Consider the following 4,100-nt stretch of genomic DNA (forward strand, 5'->3'; position numbering starts at 1 on the left):
GATGGCCACCAGAAGCAGAGCGCCCGCGGTTGCGTGCCATCGGTCCCATCCGAGCCGAAAGATCAGCGAGGTCATCGCCACGACCGCAATCCAGACGAGCACCAATTGCGTTAAGTGTGCCATCCACTCGTGGGCGCCGCCCAAAACTGTCGGTACAAGCACATACCCCATCAGGGCATTTCCAGGCGTCAAAAGATAGGCTTTCGTGCAACTGTCAATGGCGTTCCAGCAGATGTCGAAATCCATCGGATGCATGGGGTGCTTGATGATCTGCCGCGCCATTGTGAGGAAATGCGGATCGTCAATCAGGAAAGGCTTGTTGAGGAATGGTAGAAGGCAAACGGTGGCGAGAAGCAAGGCAGGCCACGCGCAGGCCAGCACAGTGACGGCCGAAAGCGCCCGGGGCGCGACGCGACCCTTCTGGACGTCCGCTTTCATGTCTGTTGCCGTGATCGTGATCTTCATTTTTTGTGATTGCATGCAATGGGACGGCGGCTGAACAATAGGTTGAAATAGCTTGAATCCTTCATGATGGCTGGCATGCCCGGTGACATCTTTCCTCGTGGATGGACGTGATAGGTCCTAAAGTCTCGCTCCTCAAAGAGGTCGATCAGATGCAACGGTTCAAAACCCAGCTCGCGCATCGCTGAGGGCATGAACTCAAGAACGATGGTGATGTCGGGATTCTGCCGCAGCGTATCCTGCATGCCCTTGCAGACCGCTAGTTCATAGCCTTGAACGTCAATTTTTACAAAAGAGATCTGCCCCGGCTTGCTCTCGAGAAAGCTGTCGATGCTGACCAGAGGTACGCCGACTTTCTTCAATCCTGGATGCGCCAAACGAAACTGTTCCGTTGCGACCCGGTGATCCGCATGGTGGTTATCGTTGATCCACAAGTCAATGTTCCCGACCTCAGCCCCGACGGCCAGTTGCATTGGGACGATTTTTCCCTCGAACTCGGGTTGAAGCGCGGTCTGCTGCAGAAGCCCGAAGTTGAAAGGCTCGGGTTCAAAGGCATAGACCTTGCGACCGGATTCTGCGGCTTGCGCCAGAACGGCGGCCGTGTAGCCGATGTTCGCGCCGATATCCAGGACATTTCCCTTACCGACAAGGGCGGGAAAGGCAAGCACGAGGTCCTGCAGATCGTCTTCAATATAGCGTTTGTATAGGAAGTAGGCAGACCTGAATAAGCGGCGACCGAGGGAGGTTCGCAGAAAACCGGAACGCCTCGCAAAGGAATATGCGCTCAGGAGTGGATTTCCCCGGTCAGTTGAAAGATTCATCCAATAATCCTCAATGCCCTGATTCCTTCGTGGCGTATTCGATGCCGCGAGAAAGCGCGCATTCCAAAGCCTGGATTGACGCCTCATTAGACAGATGGTAGTCTGACTCAACCGAAGAGTGGCCCGAGTCTGACGAGATCGTTACTATTGTGTCCCTTAGCGTTGAACAACACAATATCGAAATCCTGCAGAACCGCGAGTTGTGGGAGAAGAAGCCTCTACTGCGCAAGGTATATGCGCAGTTCTATCGCGAGATCGCCCGCAGGTTGAACCCGGTTCTTCCCGGTCTGATTGTGGAACTCGGATCGGGTATGGGTAATATCAAGCAACACATACCGCAATCCATTGCGACTGACATTTTCCCGAATCCGTGGTTAGACCGCGTTGAGAATGCCTACCATCTTAGTTTCGGCCAGGGAGAAGTGGGTCATCTGATTTTGTTCGATGTATGGCATCACTTAAGGTACCCCGGGACGGCACTTCAAGAGTTTGCCAGGGTTCTTGCTCCGGGCGGCCGGATCATCGTTTTTGATCCGGCGATGGGACTTATCGGTAGGTTTGTCTTCGGTCATTTTCACCATGAGCCATTGGGTCTGGAAGAGGAAATTGAATGGAACGCACCGGACTCTTTTACAGGACTTGAGGCCGCATATTATGCAGCTCAGGGAAATGCGAGCCGCGTGTTCGGATCTGAGGTATTCAAAGACTTACATCGGACGTGGCGCATTGTCGAGGTCAAGTATTTTTCAGGGCTCGCATACGTCGCAAGCGGCGGGTTCCGCGGGCCGCAGTTATATCCGGGCGCATTGTGGCCTCTCTTCAATCGGATGGACTTGGTATTATCCCGGTTCCCCAAACTTGCATCACGAATGTTAGTCGTATTAGAGCGGAAGGCTCCTTAACGGCAACGCCGTATCAAGCAGCATTCTGCGTCTCTTATGAGAACCTGTAATAGAATTCACCATTTCAATGGATTGCGTTACCCTTTGGCGGACTGCGGTGTGCTGGAAAACTCAGGTCAGGCGGGATTAACCCGACTTGCGACAAAAGTAAAAACAAGGGTCATTCATTGTGCACGGCCGCACAATTAACCGATGAAAAAGAGCTTTGCTGCAGCCTTCCTGCACATACGCAGGAGTAGGCTGCCATCGGCAAACCTGTTGATATTCGTGGAACCGTAAACTCGCTGCCGATATCGAACAGGGATATCGATGATCTTCAGATTGAGCTTTGCGGCGCCGAACAGGAGGTCAAAATCGCCGAATGGGTCGAAGTCGCCAAAGTATGTTCGTCCCGCAGCGATCTCGAGGTATGTTTTTCGCCATAGAACCTTGGTTCCACAAAGGCTGTCCTTAACCGGTTGGCCCATCAGCTTGCTCAAAAGGAGCGCAAAGAATTTATTCCCCCAGAGATTCAGGAAGCGCATCGCCCGAGGGTCCATGGTGTAAACTAACCGGCAACCGTTGATGAAATCACCTTTCCCATTCACAAGGGCTTCATAGAAGTCGACCAGGTCTTCGGGAGCGACGCTGATGTCTGCATCCAGGATCATAAGAATGTCTCCTGTCGCCTTCGCGAAGCCCAACCGGACTGCATCCCCTTTGCCTCGGCCTTCCTGAACAAAGACCTTAATGTCCTTTTCGAATGTGCTGGCGGCAACCCGGCGGCACTCGTCAAGCGTATTGTCTTTGGAGTGGCCCTCGACAAAGATCAACTCGGTGTGCGAGCCCATGATCGGCAGCCGATCGGCAATCTGTTGAATATTGCCTGCCTCGTTGCGGCACGGACAAATCACAGATACAGACGGTGTGGGGCGGTCTGCTGCCAAGTGCGTTGGACGTGCCACCACCCAGTTCGTGAGTGCAAATTGGCGGATCAGCGGCAACGGTGCCAGAAAACGATTAGCGAACGGGGTCAGTAGGGGGACATGTTTGGGCAAGAGGATATGTGGGCGCATCCGCAGAATCTCAAAATCCACGAGATAGAGCAGATTGGCGAGATCTTCCTTAGTTGTCCAGTTCAGAATTGGGAGTGGGTACTTCAGCCCGGTCCTCTCCGCGAGCGTGAGGATTGGCTGCCACAACAGGCTATACCAATGAATAATGATCCGCGTTTGTGCGTGACAGGAGGAACGGAGACGTTCGAGTACCAGGCGAATGTCGTAGAGAAATCCCACCAGATCAGAAAGGATGATGTAATCGAACTTTTCGCCCTCCAGATCGAGGGACTCGGCTGCCATGCAGCGAAACTCAAGATCCGGATGTCTAGACGCAGCCAAACGAACCATCTCGGACGAGATATCGATGCCTACGCCGCGGCGCGGAGCCGTCGCGGCCAGCAGATCTCCCGTGCCGCTTCCAATTTCGAGAACCCGTGCAGATGCGGGAATGTAGTATTGGCAGAGCGAAGAGATCGTCCGGTGGTACCCCTCGTTGCGCAGCCGCCACTTTTCCACGCTTAGGGCATAGTGGTCGAAGAACTCCTTGACTTCCTCGAGGTGTTCTCCCATGCGGATAGGAATCTTGTCTTTGCGGACCTCGCGTGCCCAGCGCGGATAGTCTTTTGATCGAGGGGAGTTCACAGGAAAGCTCATCTGGGCAGTTTCGCTTCGCCAAGAGCCGAAGGGCTTTCCCCCGCTGCCGGACCAGGCATGAGTATATCGCAGCTCCGAAAGTACTCAACGGGAATAGAAAGTGAACGCAGATCGACAAACTCGCCATCGACTCCGGGAAAATCATTGACTGCGCAAGTGCAGTATTCCGAGACCCAGGCTCCAAGGCTGCACCCGACTTCCGGTACACTTCTGGGCGCGAGATT

At 54.0% G+C, this 4,100-nt stretch carries 4 protein-coding genes; 1 reads left to right on the forward strand and 3 read right to left on the reverse strand.

Features of this window, described 5'->3' with window-relative positions; genetic code table 11:
• A partial coding sequence (locus ROO76_14400) for a hypothetical protein (GenBank protein ID MDT8069353.1) occupies nucleotides 1–465 on the reverse strand: 465 nt, incomplete at its 3' end.
• Nucleotides 462–1,130: an FkbM family methyltransferase gene (locus tag ROO76_14405; GenBank protein ID MDT8069354.1), complete on the reverse strand. Its 669-nt coding sequence runs from the start codon at nucleotides 1,128–1,130 to the stop codon at nucleotides 462–464. The genes ROO76_14400 and ROO76_14405, both read right to left, overlap by 4 nt.
• Before the next feature lie 302 nt (nucleotides 1,131–1,432).
• On the opposite strand from ROO76_14405, the gene ROO76_14410 reads away from it, so the two are divergent.
• Nucleotides 1,433–2,185 (forward strand): methyltransferase domain-containing protein, encoded by a 753-nt coding sequence (locus tag ROO76_14410; protein MDT8069355.1) that lies wholly within the window; start codon nucleotides 1,433–1,435, stop codon nucleotides 2,183–2,185.
• 185 nt (nucleotides 2,186–2,370) lie between these two features.
• Here ROO76_14410 and ROO76_14415 read toward each other — a convergent pair whose 3' ends face one another.
• Entirely contained in the window at nucleotides 2,371–3,864 is a 1,494-nt protein-coding gene (locus tag ROO76_14415) for a glycosyltransferase (GenBank protein ID MDT8069356.1), read from the reverse strand.
• Nucleotides 3,865–4,100 lie beyond the last annotated feature (236 nt).

It is taken from the genome of Terriglobia bacterium (assembly GCA_032252755.1).
Lineage (GTDB): Bacteria > Acidobacteriota > Terriglobia > Terriglobales > Acidobacteriaceae > JAVUPY01.